Origin of the sequence: Microcoleus sp. CAWBG27, assembly GCF_020883145.1 — a bacterium.
GTDB lineage: Bacteria > Cyanobacteriota > Cyanobacteriia > Cyanobacteriales > Microcoleaceae > Microcoleus.
This window is the reverse complement of the sequence record NZ_JAHREU010000009.1, coordinates 45,099-61,268: the sequence shown is the minus strand read 5'-3', so window position 1 is coordinate 61,268 and position 16,170 is coordinate 45,099. Positions and strand designations below refer to the sequence as shown.

Annotated in this window: 11 protein-coding genes; 8 read left to right on the top strand and 3 right to left on the bottom strand. The window is 47.1% G+C overall.

The features are described from left to right. Position 1: 1 nt before the first annotated feature. The gene (locus tag QZ938_RS07755) at positions 2 to 628 is read right to left on the bottom strand and encodes a DUF3038 domain-containing protein (RefSeq protein ID WP_293350309.1); all 627 of its coding nucleotides are present in this window, start codon (positions 626 to 628) and stop codon (positions 2 to 4) included. Positions 629 to 866: 238 nt separating this feature from the next. Between QZ938_RS07755 and fraC the strand changes: the two genes are divergently transcribed. Continuing rightward, the gene (fraC, locus tag QZ938_RS07750) at positions 867 to 1,388 is read left to right on the top strand and encodes a filament integrity protein FraC (protein ID WP_293149108.1); all 522 of its coding nucleotides are present in this window, start codon (positions 867 to 869) and stop codon (positions 1,386 to 1,388) included. Positions 1,389 to 1,515: 127 nt separating this feature from the next. Here the strand turns inward: fraC and QZ938_RS07745 are convergent, their stop codons facing one another. Both QZ938_RS07745 and QZ938_RS07740 read right to left on the bottom strand, forming a co-directional pair. After that, positions 1,516 to 2,118, bottom strand: coding sequence for a hypothetical protein (locus QZ938_RS07745; RefSeq protein ID WP_293350312.1), 603 nt, complete (start codon positions 2,116 to 2,118; stop codon positions 1,516 to 1,518). A 69-nt stretch (positions 2,119 to 2,187) separates the two neighbouring features. After that, positions 2,188 to 4,392, bottom strand: a complete 2,205-nt coding sequence (locus QZ938_RS07740) for a cation:proton antiporter (protein WP_293350315.1) — start codon at positions 4,390 to 4,392, stop codon at positions 2,188 to 2,190. Positions 4,393 to 5,053: 661 nt separating this feature from the next. On the opposite strand from QZ938_RS07740, the gene rpsB reads away from it, so the two are divergent. From rpsB to QZ938_RS07705, 7 genes are all read left to right on the top strand, one after another. Then, complete coding sequence (gene rpsB, locus QZ938_RS07735) at positions 5,054 to 5,881, top strand: 30S ribosomal protein S2 (RefSeq protein WP_293149102.1); 828 nt, start codon at positions 5,054 to 5,056, stop codon at positions 5,879 to 5,881. A gap of 341 nt (positions 5,882 to 6,222) precedes the next feature. Next, positions 6,223 to 6,885: a translation elongation factor Ts gene (gene tsf / locus QZ938_RS07730; protein ID WP_293185205.1), complete on the top strand. Its 663-nt coding sequence runs from the start codon at positions 6,223 to 6,225 to the stop codon at positions 6,883 to 6,885. A gap of 695 nt (positions 6,886 to 7,580) precedes the next feature. Further along, positions 7,581 to 8,534: a hypothetical protein gene (locus QZ938_RS07725; RefSeq protein ID WP_293350318.1), complete on the top strand. Its 954-nt coding sequence runs from the start codon at positions 7,581 to 7,583 to the stop codon at positions 8,532 to 8,534. A 282-nt stretch (positions 8,535 to 8,816) separates the two neighbouring features. Then, positions 8,817 to 11,303 carry an ATP-dependent DNA helicase RecG gene (recG, locus tag QZ938_RS07720; protein ID WP_293350321.1) on the top strand — a complete coding sequence of 829 codons (2,487 nt, stop codon included), beginning with the start codon at positions 8,817 to 8,819 and terminating at the stop codon, positions 11,301 to 11,303. Between the two features lie 861 nt (positions 11,304 to 12,164). Further along, entirely contained in the window at positions 12,165 to 14,249 is a 2,085-nt protein-coding gene (gene fusA / locus QZ938_RS07715; RefSeq protein ID WP_293350324.1) for an elongation factor G, read from the top strand. 430 nt (positions 14,250 to 14,679) lie between these two features. Continuing rightward, positions 14,680 to 15,312 (top strand): Uma2 family endonuclease, encoded by a 633-nt coding sequence (locus tag QZ938_RS07710; protein ID WP_293350328.1) that lies wholly within the window; start codon positions 14,680 to 14,682, stop codon positions 15,310 to 15,312. Between the two features lie 104 nt (positions 15,313 to 15,416). Further along, positions 15,417 to 16,061: a Uma2 family endonuclease gene (locus tag QZ938_RS07705; protein WP_293350331.1), complete on the top strand. Its 645-nt coding sequence runs from the start codon at positions 15,417 to 15,419 to the stop codon at positions 16,059 to 16,061. Positions 16,062 to 16,170 lie beyond the last annotated feature (109 nt).

Below are 16,170 nucleotides of genomic sequence, written 5' to 3'. Positions count from 1 at the left end.
GTTATTCAATTTCTCCATCAAACAGGCTAACCCAGAAGCGCTGCATTCCGGCTGTGCCTGTACAAAATAGCAGTTTGCTCAACAAGTTCAAAGCTAATTCGTTGAGCTTGTCGTCAGAATTATAAGCTGCCACCACCGATCGCTTCGGGTTCATGCGCGATCGAAAATGAGCTCGAAAACGTTCTAAATACTCGGCAAGCTGCAAATTCTGACTGAGGGGAAGATTTTTCGATCGCAACTGCTGCGAATCTAGCAGCAACTGCCGAATTGTCGCAGTTAACTTGCGCGCCATATTACAGGCGATAGCCACCAGCGCCTTTGCCTCCACAACTGTCAGGGAGCGGCGTTGGGCATAGCGTCTCAGCGGATTAGTATTTCGCATCTGCCAAAAGGCAACGCGATTTTTGACAATTGACTCCAATTCCAGCTCCTTTGACACTGCCAGCATTTCTTCCGCACCTCCGAGATACAAGGCCTCGATCGCCAGCAACATCAAGTCAATTTGCAATCTAGTCCGGCGGGGACACCCACCCTCGTTCGGCGACAAATCTGGCAAACTGTCTAAAATCAACGGGTTTGACTCGGTAAGCGAAGTTTCTGACGGCATTAAGATCACGGCAACATCCATTTCAACACAATATACGGACAGGGGGGGTCTTGGCCCAGGTAATTTTTGAACCGGAGACTCCTCTGGGATATTTTATTTTTATCGCTCAGTTCTATATTCTGACTTCACTTTAGCACCATTGGCGGCTAGTGGCTTAAGTGTCACCATCTGGCGATCGCTCTTCAAAGAGGGGCTGGGGCATACAGCCGTTTTCTAGCGTGTCAGGTACGATCGGGAAGCAGACATAGGAGCAAAACTAATGATTGCAACTGTTTTCCCGTTTCGGACTGTGTTGGTACAAATTCTAGCCATGTTTTTGGCGATCGCGATCGAATCATGGTTCTTGCAAAAACTACTGAAACTCGGCCCCAAAACCAGCGTTGAATATGCAGCCATCCTCAATCTCTCTTGCACTTGTATCGGTTGGCTAGTCTTCTTCGGCCTTGAAAGCGTGCTTTCAAAAGATTTACGGGAACGGCTAATCGATTATATATTATTAGGAGGCGAGCGAGATTTTTACTTCATAATAACTGGCATCGCCCTCTCGATACTGCTAGTCACTTTTCTCGCAAAATGGCAAGCATTAGAACTGTTAGAAAACACCCTATACGGGAAGAAGAAAACTGCTGTTCCTACTGAATTCAAACGCTCATTCACCCTCACCCGCCGTCCTCCGAAAAGAAGTTTTAAAGTCACCACCCAATTTGGAGCAATTTTCATCTCTCACACTGTTAGTAATTGCCTGATTCTAACCGTGTTATTTTTCCAAAGCATCGATTGATTTTAGATTTCAGATTTACTCCACAGATAAATCTGGATCTTCAACTTCGATCTCAACTTTTGGGTTGGAGCCCGATCTTTCCGGGGCTTCTACCAGTTTTCTGACGGTGCGATTGAAATCAACACCTTTAATGTGGTTGCTTCTGCTGAGGCTTCGCCACCGCTTCTTTTTGAGCCGTAAAATTAGTAGCCGCCGCCCGCTCCGTCAGACTTATTTTTCCGTTGATGCTGTCTTTTTCGACAATTCCTCGCAGTTTAACATAGCTCTTTTGACCGATCGCTCCGGAGTCGCTGCAACCGACTAAATTAGGAACTGCACCCTCTAAGCTCAATCCTTGATTTTCCCACTTGCCTGCTAAAGAAGGTTTCTCCTCGGCTGTGTTTGCGCGATCGCCCTCGCTATTACCCGATCGCAAATTACCGCTCAAATAAACACCCGATTGCTCGATTGTCAAGGTCAAAGTATCAGATTTCAGACATTCCGGCAAACTTTTAGGATCGAAGCGATAACTTCCGGCAATTGCCGGAGCCGCTTTTAAACTTGTTTCGCCGTAAGCAGTGACCACTTTAAACAGTAGCGAAACGGAGCCGATCGCAATTCCGTAAAATGCCAGCGATTTAAGGCTTAAATGATTCATAATCTGGGGAATGGGGAATGGGGAATTGGGAATTGGGAATTGGGAATTGGGAATTGGGAATTGGGAAGAAGGCCCGCGCAGGGCATTGGGCATTGGGCATTGGTAGCCGCTCACAAATAACTAATAACCAATAACCAATAACCAATAACCAATAACCAACTGTCAACTGTCAACAAGTACCGAAGCCAAGTGCGATCGCACTTTCACGTAACAGCGCGCAATCAGCAGCGAAGAATGACACTGCACCGCCAATTCATCAGTATACCGTCCCAGAGTTTGGCGTTCAATTCCCCACTCCCGACTCGTACCCGCGATCGTCAAATCAGCATTAGCAGAAGCCGCCACCACCGCTTGAATAGGTTCAGCAGCCTCCACAATCGGAGTTTCAATGCGCGATCGCACTTCTACCGGCAACCGATCCATAACTCGCTGAAACTCATAACTCAGCTCATTTCCCTCTGCCCCGTCAACCGCCACCCGCAGCACAGTCAAACGACGTTCCTCGCTATTAACCAACAGTCTCAGCGCCAATTCCAACCCTAAATCATCGTGAATATTTGCCGCATAAGGCACTAACAAATTATTCAACCGTTCCCTACCTCTGTCAACAAAAATTGCTACATCCACAGTAGCGTTGCTGAGAATTTGGCCGACACGCCCTCCCAAACGGTTGCTGCTAAAAGTCGGCCTGTGCCATCCTACCAAAATCAAATCCGCGCGATCGAGTTCCGCAATTTGCGCCGTTTCCCGCGCCACATCTTTAGTAACCCGAATGATTGGGTGCACGAATTTTTTCGCATCCGGCAATTCCAAACTGTCTATCAATTCTGATAATTTCGAGCGGCGTTCCTGAATAATGCGATCGGCTTCTACGGGCGTACTTTCAAAACCATAATTTTCATTTAATTCGATCAAACTCAGAGGATGAACCGCCGCCGACTGCAAATCGCTACCCCCTGTATCCGCAGCAGGCTGCGCCAGGGCGATCGCTAATTTGAGCAAACCTTTCTGAGTAGTAGGATTAGCAACAGGTACTAAAATTCGATAAGTTGGCAGCAATTTTTCAGCAGTTTTTCCCGATTCCTCAGCACTTTGTGAATCTTCTAATTGTGAGTCATCCGGGCTAACTTCTGAGATATCTAACCGAATCAGCCTTTTCGGATAAGTCCACTCCAACAGCGGCGAAGTCATAAAAGTTGTCACCAAAGCCATGATGACTAACATCGTAAATAGCAGTGGCGAAATCACCCCCAGAGAAAGACCGATATTCAGCACAATCAGTTCAGTCAAACCGCGAGTATTCATCATCCAGCCCAGCGCCGAAGCTTCCCGGTTACTAATGCCGCAGACTCGGGCAGCAACGTAAGTCCCGAAATATTTACCAACAATTGCTACTCCCAAAACTGCCGCGCACAGCAGCCACAATTCGGGACTGTTGAGCAGGCCGATTTGAGTCCGCAAACCGCTGTAAGCAAAAAATATTGGCAGCAGAAATATCAGGACAAAATCTTCGGTTTTCTCAGCTAATTCTCTGGTAAGTCCGGCATTCTTGGGCATAGCAGCACCCAGCAAAAAAGCACCGAAAATTAAGTGAATGCCGATCCATTCAGTAATTAAAGCCGATGCTACAACTCCCATGTAAATACCGGATAGCACTAATTGAGATAACTTGCCGGTGCGGTTGTAGTGCTTGGAAAGCCGTTGCAAGAACCAGCGGACTACAGTCAGCATGAAACCGATGTAGACTATAGATTCAAAAATTGTCGGTAAAGCCCCAACCATCGAGTTAGTGCGCGTAACTGCGATCGCCACCGCCAACAAACACCAGGCCGTCACATCGTCTACCGCAGCGCAAGTCAGAGCTAGCGTCCCCAATTTGGTATTCTGCAAGTTGTGCTCTGTAATAATTCTTGCCAGCACCGGAAAGGCAGTAATTGACATCGCAGCGCCCAAAAACATCGCAAATGCTGTAAACGAAACGCTATTATTTGAAACTATCGGGTACAACAGCAGTGCTAGGAAGCTTCCCAGGGAAAACGGCACTAAAATGCTGACGTGTGATGTTAAAATTGCTACATCTAAATTGTTTTTTAGATACTTAGGATTGAGTTCTAAACCAATCAAGAACATGAAAAATATTAGCCCTACCTCAGATAACACGTTGAGGAAAGGAACGGCCTCCGCTGGAAAAAGTGCTGCTCCTAAATCTGGTGCAACCAAACCGAGGAGAGAAGGCCCGAGCATAATTCCTGCTACAATTTCTCCAATAACTTGAGGTTGTTTTATCGCTCGAAATGCTAAGCCGACAAGCCGAGAAAGTGCGATGACAATTAGAACTTCAAGCAGGACGAGAATGGGGATGGGCATGGCATTTTTAGCTTTAGGTTTTTTGCGGATCGAGAGGGCACGGTATTCAGTTGATAGTTGACAGTTGACAGTTGTAGGGGCGGTGCCGCGCCGTGCTCGCCCTCTTGACAGTTGACAGTTGACAGCTTACTCGCTTGCAAGCGAGAAGGGATGAGGGAGATCTCTAGCTGGAAGTCCGAGGATTGGAGTGAGGATTGGAGTAATGAATAGTCTTTTTTTAATTTATCCCTAGAAGTGTTGCAGCTTTAAACTAATTTTTTCTGCTCAAGCCGGCAGAATTGCCGATCGAACAAAATGGATAAAAGCTCGATCGAACGAAAGAAGGCACAAGACACGCAGCTTCTACGCCATTCTCTCACAAGCTAACAAAGGCTTTTGCAACCTCCCACCTGGATTTTGGATTTTTTAGAGTTTTTTAAGCACCGCGACGCGATCGACCTCTATCCTCCGCGTCCCCACCCCCAACCGAACCCGCCCATACAACCCTACGGATAACCCAACCCTACGGATCTAAAACAGTCAGAAAAAGTGGTGCTTCTCGTGATAGACTAGAAAAGTTGTTTAAATTCGCACATCCGGGTTTTCGGGTGTTTCGAGGGCGCAAACCCTCAGAAATACGACCGGGTGGAGGATTAACCCGAATACAGGAGTTAAAAATACAATGCCAGTAGTTAGTTTGGCTCAAATGTTAGAGTCAGGGGTTCACTTCGGACACCAAACCCGCCGGTGGAACCCGAAAATGTCTCCCTACATTTTCACAGAGCGCAACGGGGTTCACATCATCGACCTCGTGCAAACCGCTCAGCTTATGGAAGACGCCTACGAGTACATGAGAGTGGCCTCGGAAAAAGGTAAAAAGTTTTTGTTCGTCGGTACAAAGCGCCAAGCTGCCGGGATTGTAGCCCAAGAAGCTCAACGCTGCGGTGCTTACTACGTCAACCAGCGCTGGCTGGGAGGAATGCTCACCAACTGGACAACGATTAAGTCCCGCGTCGAGCGCCTCAAGGATTTGGAGCGCCGCGAGGAAATCGGCGCCCTAGATATGTTGCCGAAAAAAGAAGCTTCCGTGCTGCGCCGAGAAATGGCAAAACTCCAGAAGTATCTGGGCGGAATCAAAACTATGCGTAAGATTCCCGACGGAGTTGTCCTAGTAGACCAACGCCGCGAGTATAATGCTGTGTTGGAATGCCAAAAGCTGGGAATTCCCATCGTCTCTCTGTTGGATACCAACTGCGACCCGGATTTGGTTGACATTGCGATTCCAGCAAACGACGATGCTATTCGATCGATCAAACTGATTGTCGGCAAGTTGGCTGATGCCATCTACGAAGGTCGTCACGGTCAACAAGGCGGCGACGCTGACGAAGACTACGACTACGAAGGTGGTTACGAAGGCGCGGAATATGATGGCGAAATCGAAGAATTGGATGACCCCAATTATGTAGATCCCGACGACGCCGACGCTGACGGCGAAGAAACCGAAAGCTAATATTGCGATCGGCATCTGACACCAAGCAATTAAAAATTAAAGATTGAAAATTAAAAATTAAAAATTAAAAATCATAATTTTTAGTTGGACATTTTTAATTTTTAATTGTAAATGGCATTAGTCTCGGTCATTAGTAGATTTCTGACAAAAGCATTCCGCAGTGTGAACACCAAAATTAATTAGGGTTGTACACCTACCAAATCCGCCAGAAGGCTGACTTGCTATTTCTTAACTCTTGTCTAATCATTAACATTATGACTAATGACTAATGACTAACGACTAATGACTAATGACTAATGACTAACGACTAATAACTAATTTTGATTGGGAACTTAAAGAAGATGGCGGACATATCTGCAAAACTTGTTAAAGAACTGCGCGACAAAACCGGCGCGGGGATGATGGACTGCAAAAAAGCCCTCACCGCAAACGATGGCAATATCGAAACATCAATTGAGTGGCTGCGGAAAAAAGGTCTGGCTGGTGCCGACAAAAAAGCAGGACGGGTTGCCTCAGAAGGACTTGTAGGCAGCTACATTCACACGGGCGGCCGCGTGGGAGTGCTGGTGGAAGTTAACTGCGAAACAGATTTTGTGGCACGGCGCGAAGAATTCCAAAGTTTAGTACGCAATATTGCGATGCAAATTGCAGCTTGCCCGAATGTGGAATACGTGAAAGTTGAAGATATCCCCGCTGAAATTGTCGAACGAGAAAAGGCAATTGAAATGGGAAAAGATGACTTGGGCAACAAGCCGGACAATATCAAAGAAAAGATTGTTCAAGGGCGGATTGACAAGCGGATGAAAGAGTTGTGTTTGATGGATCAGCCTTTTATTAGAGATCAAAATATCTCGGTGGAAGAGTTGGTCAAACAAACGATCGCCCAAATTGGCGAAAATGTCCAAGTCCGCCGCTTCGTGCGTTTTGTGTTGGGCGAAGGCATCGAGAAAGTAGAAGCTAACTTTGCCGATGAAGTGGCAGCCCAAATGGGTGCTGCTCAATAATCGAAAATTTAGATTGAAAAATAAAAATTAAAAATGTGAAAAGCTATTTTTTTGCATTTTTAATTTTTAGTTTTTACACGACTACAGAAATAGGTACGTAGTTGCGCTTTAGCGCTCTTGGTACGTAGTTGCGCTTGGGCGCTCTTGGTACGTAGTTGCGCTTGGGCGCTCTTGGTACGTAGTTGCGCTTTAGCGCTCTTGGTACGTAGTTGCGCTTTAGCGCTCTTTATAATATTCCGAAAGAGGGCGTTGCTCATCGGGGTTTGAAAATGGGTAACTTGAAAATTCAGAAGATTAACTTAGTTGTTTCATTTTTTTACATTGAGTCGTTTGTACCGTAAATTAGCGCCGGAGCGCTGAAGCGCAACTACGTACCCAAGAGTCGATATTTTATGACTATCCGGGGGATGTGAGGGGAATCGAGTTTTCACATTGAGTCGTTTGTACCGTAAATTAGCGCCGGAGCGCTGAAGCGCAACTACGTACCCAAGAGTCGATATTTTACGACTATCTGGGGGATGTGAGGGGAATCGAGACTCGGCTGGAAACCGAAAGATAAAAAAGATAAAAAGGTTTGAGGCGATTGTTGAAACCAATAGCCGATTTCTAACCAGAGTTAACTCGACAATCAGACAATTTATGGCAGAAATCGGGTTGTTTTGCCGATCGTCCTATTTGAATTTTATAGGGGATATATGGTGGGATCCAGAGAGCGCATAGAGCAAGATTTGGCAGGACTCGAAGAGGCTTTAGCAGCCTTGAATCTAGAGTTTCGCAGTACCTACGATGGTTATTTAACTGCCTTGGGACAAGCGGTGCGACAGCAGTTGATTTTGGCTTGCTATCACCTTTGCACTCAAGCGGTTCCGGAGTCGTTTCTCAAGTTGTCCTTCGACGGGCGGCAAAAAATGCAGCAGTCTGTAAGGCGTTTGGCTGCGGCGTCTCAAGAAAAATTGCGATCGCTCACGACTGAATCAGAAGCAGAGGAAGAGGAAGAGGAAGAGGAAGAGGAAGAAATAGATGAAGAAATAGATGAAGAAATAGATGAAGAAATAGATGAAGACGAGTTTGGCGAGGAAGAAATCGAGGAAAACGAATTCGTCGAGGAAGAAATAGAGGAAAACAAGGAATTTTCCGCTATTAACTATCAATTTCCAGCAACAAACAATCAATTACCAATTGCCAATTCCCCGCAAAGTTTGGCGCGCTGGCAAAATAGTATTGAAAAGTCGATCGCCCAGACTCTCAAGCTGCTGTCTCGCGACACCAACCGCTTGCTGCAACAGTCGGAAATCTTGCCCAGTCAATTACCAGAACAGGTTCTAGAAGCTGCTTCTGCTGCTGAATTGTCCGCCGACAGCGTGGCGGGGCCGCCTAACCTATTAAGCTTAATCATTGAAACAGATAGTTCACCAGCACCGCCAAACTTGGGAAAAAGACCCGGTAGTAATGCTTTGCACATTACAGCAATTAAACTGCGGTTGTCGGAAATAGAGTTTGCCGATCCGGGAACATCGGCTTGGCGCCAGCAAATTCGCAACCTCTCTGCAAAGTTGAATTCCCTCGGCCGCGATTACCAGAAAAAGCAGCGGGAAATGGCGGTAGTAGAGGCTGAGTCAGCTTGGCGGTCGAGTTGGTTTGAAGATTAGTCAGTTAATAGTTGACAGTTGTCAGTTGACAGTTGTCAGTTGTTAGTTGACAGTTGACAGTTGTCAGTTGACAGTTGACAGTTGACAGTTGTCAGTTGTCAGTTGACAGTTGTCAGTTGTCTGGATTTTTTGAGCTATGATTAATAACTAATGACTGATGACTGCTGACTAATGACAGTTTAAAGTTGACTTTGACAGTTGACTGTTAACCGTTAACTACTGACTAATGACAACTGACAACTGACAACTGACTAATGACTAATGACTAATAACTAATGACTGATGACTAATAACCAACCAGAATGGCAGCGATTGCAAAAAGCTCTTTCCGTAGAAGCCGATCGCGGATTTAACGACATCCAAGGCAGTCAATACCGCTTCAGCGAGTTTCTCGGCCTGAGTTTGAGACAGTTGGCTGGCGCTGTCACTGGTTCTTCGCGCGATCGCGCCAGAGAACTTGCTGTGGAATTTGACATCTACCCTCAGAAAGATCTCGAAGGGCGCCAGCATTCGATCGCCATTACAGTCAGTTTCCTCAGACAAATGGAGCAAGTTTGGGAAGAACAAACGACACAAGTCCGACTAGAAAATGCTTCCGATTCAAGCACCCCAGCGGTGAACGTTCCCCGAACCGCACCTCTGAATACAACACCTCCACCGCCTAGCTTGACTTTAGATCAACCGTTAGCGCGCGTGACAGGCATCGGCCCCGCCAACGGCAACCGTTTGCTAAAACTCGGTTTAGACACCGTATACGACTTGCTTTATTATTATCCCCGCAACCACATCGACTATGCAAAGCAAGTACGAATTCGCGAGTTAGTAGCGGGGGAAACAGTCACTTTAATCGCTGAAGTCAAGCGCTGCAATTGCTTTTCTAGCCCGAAGAATAAGAAATTAACGATATTAGAAGTAATTTTAAAAGACAGTACCGGAGAAATTAAAATCAGTCGCTTTTTTGCCGGGCATCGCTATAGCAATCGCGGCTGGCAAGAATTCAAAAAGCGCGAGTATTGTACTGGTGCGGTGCTGGCTGCTTCGGGGTTGGTGAAGCAGGGTAAATACGGCATTACTTTAGAAAATCCTGAGTTGGAAGTATTAGATGATTCCGGCGGTGCGATCGAATCTATGAAAGTCGGCCGCCTGATTCCTGTTTATCCGCTGACGGAAGGGGTCGATGCAGGTTCGGTGAGGCGATCGATCTTAGCAGCAATTCCGGCCGCGAAACTGTTGCCAGAATCGCTACCGGAGGATTTGCGCGAGCGTTACGGCTTAATGGGTTTAGCCGATGCGGTGGCAAATATTCACTTTCCGCTCGATCGCGATTGCTTGTCCGCCGCCCGCCGCCGCTTAGTTTTCGACGAATTTTTCTACCTGCAACTAGGACTCTTAAAGCGCCGTCAAACCCAAAGAAAAGCTCAAGCTAGCGCAGTCATCCTTCCTAGCGGGAAATTGATCGAACATTTCTATGAAATCTTGCCTTTTGCGATGACGAATGCTCAGAAAAGAGTAATTAACGACATCCTCAACGATTTAGCTTCGCCGCAACCGATGAACAGGTTAGTGCAAGGCGATGTCGGCGCGGGCAAAACAGTCGTCGCCGTAGTCGCAATGCTAGCAGCAATTCAATCCGGCTATCAAGCCGCTTTAATGGCGCCGACAGAAGTTTTAGCAGAACAGCATTACCGCAAATTGGTAGGTTGGTTTAATTTGATGCACTTGTCTGTCGAACTGTTAACTGGTTCGACAAAAGTAGCTAAGCGCCGAGAAATTCACAGCCAGTTAGAAACCGGAGAATTGCCAGTTTTAGTGGGAACTCACGCGCTGATTCAAGATACGGTGAATTTCCATAAATTGGGTTTGGCTGTAATTGACGAACAGCACAGATTCGGCGTGCAGCAGCGCGCTAAATTGCAGCAAAAAGGCGAATCTCCCCACGTTTTGACAATGACAGCAACTCCGATTCCCCGGACGCTGGCGCTGACGCTGCACGGCGATTTAGACGTGAGTCAAATTGATGAACTTCCCCCCGGCCGGCAGGCCATTCAAACGACTGTTCTGTCTGCGAAAGAACGCCTCCAGGCTTACGATTTGATTCGTCGGGAGGTGGCGAGCGGGCGTCAGGTTTATGTGGTTCTGCCTCTGGTGGAGGAGTCGGAAAAGCTGGATGTGCGATCGGCAATTGAGGAAAAAGAGAAACTCGAAAAAAGTATATTTCCTGAGTTTAAGGTGGGTTTGCTCCACGGTAGGATGAGCAGTGCTGACAAAGATGACGCAATTACTAAGTTTCGGGATAAGGAAACTGATATTTTAGTATCTACAACTGTCGTGGAAGTGGGAGTAGACGTACCAAATGCAACGGTAATGCTGATTGAAAATTGCGAGCGTTTTGGACTCTCGCAGTTGCACCAGTTGCGGGGTCGAGTCGGCCGGGGCAGCAGCCGTTCTTATTGTTTGTTAATGCCCGGTTCTAAGGCTGCGGAAGCTATGCAGAGAATGAAGGTTTTAGAACAATCTCAAGATGGCTTTTTTATTGCGGAAATGGATATGAGATTGCGCGGGCCCGGTCAGGTTTTGGGAACTCGGCAGTCGGGTTTGCCGGATTTTGCTTTGGCGAGTTTGGTGGAGGATCAGGAGGTTTTGGAGTTGGCGAGGGCGGCCGCTCAAATGGTAATTGAGAATGATGAAAGTTTGAATCAGTGGCCGGTGGTTCGGGATGAATTGGATCGCAGATATCGGCGGATGATGAGCGGGTCGATTTTGACTTAGATAGTTTCGGACGCAGCTTAATTAAATATCAGGTGCCGATTTGCGATAAAGCTTGCTCTATAAGCATTATTCCTTCTTCCTTTCACTGACAACAAAGTATTTTCTTAAAAAAAAACTGGTTTCTGGGCTTCATGTCTAAGTCCTATTTGTTCAATGAGTGCCTCAACCCAACCTATTTTGTGAGAGAATTTTTGCCTCCGTCTGGGTTATTTTTATGATTGTAAGGATTCCCGCACCGATCGAACTAAAAATCCTTCGCAGGAATGACGGGGAAGTGTCAAAATTAAGGTAGTGCTGCCAGAAACAGGAAAAAGCAAATCCAACCTGTACTCGCCGGCCCCAGGCAACATTGATTCCTCGCTTGTCACGCTTGCAGGTGGGTGGCCGACGGGTGGCCGACGGTTCCTCGCATTTAATCTCAACAGTAATTGTCAGTAACTCAGGGCTTTAGCTACTGAGCTTGTAAGAGAATCTCTCGCAAGCTGTACTGACCAGACCGCTCGAAAGAGCAGCCGTTATTTGGGTCACGACACCGGAGAATGCGAAGCTAGTTTTCCGCTCTGTCGCTTTCAATTAAACAGTTCTAAAGTCACTGGAACAGTGTTGCAAGCCTAACAAGCCCAGATAACCAGGTCGAAGCTAACATTACCCCGCAAGGGAGGCTCATAAAGGAGCAAACATTATACGATCGCGGATTGCGAGGTTTGAGGTGGTAATTGTCCCATCGAAAGTACATCACAAAAGTACACCGAATTAAGCAATCCTCGTGTAATGGAAAGATTCACTCTTGATTGAAATCCCCGAGCCGTTTCCCACGAGCGGGCTAAAGCCACGCTCGTTTCCCACTTCCCGAATTTTTTTATGAAAGATCTCACTCGTTATCGAAATATCGGCATCTTCGCCCACGTAGATGCTGGCAAGACCACCACAACTGAAAGAATCCTGAAACTGACGGGTAAAATCCACAAAATCGGTGAAGTACACGAAGGCGCGGCGACGACTGACTTCATGGAACAGGAGCAAGAGCGCGGGATTACGATTCAATCCGCTGCTACTACCTGCTTCTGGAACGAGCATCAGCTCAACATCATCGATACTCCCGGACACGTCGATTTTACGATCGAGGTTTACCGCTCTCTGAAGGTTCTCGATGGCGGTATCGGTGTGTTCTGCGGTTCCGGTGGAGTTGAACCGCAATCGGAAACTAACTGGCGCTACGCTAACGATTCTAAAGTTGCTCGTATCGTCTATATCAATAAGCTCGATCGCACGGGCGCAGATTTTTACCGAGTTGTCAACCAAGTCGATAAAGTTCTCGCAGCTAAACCAATGGTAATGGTTTTGCCGATCGGCATTGAAGACAAATTTTGCGGCATGGTCGATTTGCTCACCCGCAAAGCATGGATCTGGGATGATTCGGGCGATCCGATGGGCTACACAATTCAGGATGTTCCGGCCGATATGGTCGATGATGTCGAGAAATACCGCGAACAGTTGATTGAACTCGCTGTCGAGCAGGATGATAACCTGATGGAACAGTACCTCGAAGGCAACGAGCCGAGTATCGAAGATTTGAAACGGTGCATCCGCAAAGGCACCCGCGACATGGCATTTTTCCCCACCTACTGCGGCTCGTCGTTTAAGAATAAGGGCGTCCAGTTGGTACTCGATGCAGTCGTTGACTACCTCCCGAACCCGATGGAAGTTACGCCTCAGCCTGAGGTGGATCTCGAAGGCGAGGAAACAGGCAATTTCGCGATCGTCGATCCAGAAAGACCCCTGCGCGCCCTAGCATTTAAGATTATGGACGATCGCTTCGGAGCTTTAACCTTCACGCGCTTGTACTCCGGTAGGATATCGAAAGGCGACACCGTACTCAACACCGCCACAGGTAAAACCGAGCGCATCAGCCGTTTGGTAGAAATGCACGCCAACTCCCGCGAAGAAATTGACTCAGCTCAAGCAGGCGATATTATTGCGATCGTAGGTATGAAAAACGTCCGCACCGGACACACCATCTGCGACCCCAAAAATCCCGCAACCCTGGAGCCAATGGTGTTCCCAGAACCAGTCATCTCCATTTCGGTCAAACCGAAACTCAAAGGAGGCGAAGAAAAAATGGGCGCCGCGCTGACCAAGATGGTACAAGAAGACCCATCTTTCCACATGGTCACAGACGAAGAAAGCGGCGAAACCATCCTCAAGGGCATGGGCGAACTGCACCTCGACATCAAAGTGGACATTCTGCGACGCACCCACGGCGTCGAAGTAGAAGTTGGCGAACCGCAAGTAGCTTACCGCGAGTCCATCACCAAGCGCCTCGAAGACAACTACGTCCACAAGAAACAATCTGGTGGTTCAGGTCAATTTGCGAAAATTGGCTATATCGTCGAGCCTGGTGAAGTCGGAAGTGGCTTCGTGTTCGAGTCAAAAGTAACTGGTGGTAGCGTACCGAGAGAGTATTGGCCAGCCGTGCAAAAAGGCTTCCAAAGCTGCATCGATGTGGGCGTCTTGGCTGGATTCCCCTGCTTGGACTTGAAATTCACCCTGGTTGATGGAGGTTTCCACCCGGTTGACTCTTCAGCAATGGCTTTTGAAATTGCAGCCAAAGCCGCCTACCGCCAATCTGTACCCAAGGCTGGGCCTCAGTTGCTGGAACCGATCATGAATGTCGATGTCTTCACCCCAGACGATCACATGGGCGATGTCATCGGCGACCTCAACCGCCGCCGGGGGATGATGAAATCTCAGGAAACCGGACAAACAGGCGCGCGGATCAAGGCAGATGTGCCGTTGAGCGAAATGTTTGGCTACATTGGCGATTTGCGTACCATGACTTCTGGGCGCGGCCAGTTTTCCATGTCTTTCTCGCACTATGCTCCTTGTCCGAGCAATATCGCTGAGGAAGTGATCAAGGATGCGAAAGAGCGTCAAGCTGCTAAGTAGTGTTTTGAGTGTAAGTGCGATCGAATAGTGCGATCGTACTTTACGAACAAGTATCCAGAAACCGGGTTTTTTCACGAACATCCTTCGCCACAGCGACGAGATGAGGTAAAAAACCCGGTTTCTTTGATATTGGTGCGTCCAGGACTCTTACAAAAATCTGCTTGTAGTGCGGACTTCAGTCCGCAGCAGAAAGCGGACTGAAGTCCGCACTACGAACCTTATTATATCGTTTCTGGCTGTAGTGGAATGATTAAAACCACAGAGGGCGCAGAGGAGACAGAGTCCGAGAAGAAAGAGATTAATCATTTCGAGGAAGAGCGGATTTGATATTAATCGGCGGTATCGTAAGGGCGATCGCAGATTTATCAAATAAGTCAAGTATCATATTTGCTAACATAAAATTAATAATTTAAAACCGAGGCAGGTAGCCATGACAGCCACCCTGGTTCAAACTCCAACAACCGGAATTCTGCTAAAAAACATTAGCTGGAAAACCTACGAATCCCTGGTAAACGAGCTAGCGGAACAGCCGGGAATTCGTTTGAATTACGATCGAGGTAAATTAGAAATCATGACTCCCTCAGCACCCCATGAAAAATCAGGAGAACTATTAGGAAATTTTGTAGAAGTTATAACTGATGAATTAAATCTTGACATTTGCAGCTTAGGTTCACTAACCTGCAAGCGCCAAGATTTGGCACGGGGGTTGGAACCCGATAAATGTTACTACATTCAGAATGAAGATGTTGTCTGGAATAAAGAACAAATCGATCTCAACGAAGATCCACCACCAGATTTAGCTATTGAAATTGACATTACCAGCAGTTCGATCGATCGTCTCGAACTTTACGCAAGTTTGGGCGTACCTGAAGTTTGGCGCTACGATGGCAATCGTTTAATCATCTATCAGTTAGAAGGCAATGAATACGCAGAGTGCGAGGTTTCTCCCACTTTTCCTTTTCTGTTAAAGTCTGAAATGCTGCGGTTTTTGGAATTGAAACAGACTACAAAAGAAAAGGCTTTACTGCGGTTGTTCCGGGAGTGGGTGAGGACTCAAATTTAGTTAAGAGAGTGAAAAAGTGCGTAGGCCGGGGCGCAGCCATCGCCCGTCAATCAATATAACGTTTGCTAAGATACAATCAATAATCTACAACCAGGCAGGTAGCCATGACAGCCACCCTAATCCAGAATCAAAGTAGCGGAATTCTGCTAAAAAATATTAGCTGGAAAACCTACGAATCCCTGCTGAATGAGTTAGGGGAGCACGGAGGAATTCGCCTGACTTACGATCGAGGAACATTAGAAATTATGACTCCTTTAGCACCCCATGAAGGTAGTAAGAAAATTTTAGGCCGTTTTGTGGAAAGTGTGAGTGAAGAATTAAACATCGAAATTCGGAGTTTGGGTTCTCTAACTTGCAGGCGCGAGGATTTGGCTCGCGGTTTGGAACCGGATCAGTGCTACTATATCCAAAATGAGAATGTGGTTTGGGACAAAGAACAAATCGATCTCAATCAAGATCCGCCACCAGATTTAGTTGTGGAAATTGACGTGACTAGCAGTTCGATCGATCGCCTTTCTTTATACGCAAGTTTGGGCGTACCGGAAGTTTGGCGCTACGACGGAAATCGTTTAATAATTTATCAGTTGGAAGCACAGGAATATGCAGAAAGAGATGTTTCTCCGACTTTTCCTTTTTTGTCGCAAGTTGAGATGCTGCGCTTTTTGGAATTGAGGAGGACTACCAAGGAAAATGCTTTACTGCGGTTGTTCCGGGAGTGGGTGAGGAGTCAAATTCAGTCAGGAGAGTGAACGGGCGAGTCAGGATCGGGATGGCTGCGTTTGACGCTGTTTTTAGCAACCGCAGATGAACGCTGACTGACGCGGATGGATGACTCGGACGATCGCCTGAAATTTACCT